This is a genomic window from Magnetospirillum aberrantis SpK (genome assembly GCF_011022235.1).
In the GTDB taxonomy this organism is placed as follows: Bacteria; Pseudomonadota; Alphaproteobacteria; order Rhodospirillales; family Magnetospirillaceae; genus Magnetospirillum; species Magnetospirillum aberrantis.
The window spans coordinates 1-1,027 of record NZ_JAAIYP010000016.1 but is presented as its reverse complement, the minus strand read 5'-3'; the positions used below and the strand labels follow the sequence as shown (position 1 = coordinate 1,027).

Sequence of the window (1,027 nt, the reverse complement as noted above, 5' to 3'; positions counted from 1 at the left end):
TGTGGAGTCGCATGACGTTGTCGCCGGTCAGACCGAGTCGGCTGATGGGTGTCTGCGCCTTCAAGCTACCATGCGGTCGGTGCCAATTGTAGCGGTGGAGCCAGCGAGGCAGCTCTTCGGCGCGATGATCTGAGGTGTCGTAGGCTTGGGCGTAGGCCCATTCCCGCAGGGCGGTCTGAATGAAGCGCTCGGCTTTGCCGTTGGTCTTCGGCGTGTAGGGCCTGGTGCGAACATGCTTCAGGCCATGGTCAGCGCAGGCTTTGCGGAAGACCTTGGAGCGATAACACGAGCCGTTATCGGTCATCACCCGCTGCACGGTGATGCCGAGGCTGGCGTAATAGGCGAGCGCCGCCTTCAGGAAGGCGACGGCGCTTTCCTTCTTCTCGTCGGGCAGGATGCGGCTGAAGGCGATGCGTGAGGCGTCGTCGATGCAGACGTGGACGAACTCCCAGCCGATGCCCCGGCTGTTTTTCTGGCGGTCGCCGGTAATGCGGTGGCCGGTCCGGTTGAAACGACCCAGTTTCTTGATGTCGATGTGAAGCATCTCACCGGGCGTCGCTCGTTCATAGCGCCGCACCGGCTCGGCCGGTTCCAGCGACTTCAGGCGGCTCATGTCCAGGCGCGCGAGGACACGGAAAACGGTCGCCCGCGACAGCCCCAGGGCGGTGGCGATCTCGCCGCCTGTCCGGCGCTGGCGGCGTAGCGCCGCAATCTGCTCGGCAATGGGCGCGGGCGTCCGCCTGGGGGAACGATGCGGACGCGATGAGCGATCCTGCAAGCCGGAGACGCCCTCGGCCTGAAACCGGCCAACCCATTTACGGACGGTGCGGACGCACACCCCCATGGCGGTGGCCACCGCCATGGGGGTGTGCCCCTGCTCCAATACCCGCCGCACCAAAGTCTCTCGACCCGCCGGTGTCAGCGGGGCATTCTTGTGGATGCCCATTCGGTCCCCCTGGATAGCCAAAGTGTCAGCAACTTCAGCTTCCTCGGTTCAGACCGAGTGGGCAACCTCCTGAGACTTCAC

1 protein-coding gene is annotated in these 1,027 nt (G+C 64.8%); it reads right to left on the bottom strand.

The genetic code is table 11. The features are described 5' to 3' along the window. The coding region (locus tag G4223_RS03605; RefSeq protein WP_163675134.1) for an IS481 family transposase at positions 1–946 on the bottom strand (946 nt) is incomplete at its 3' end. Positions 947–1,027 lie beyond the last annotated feature (81 nt).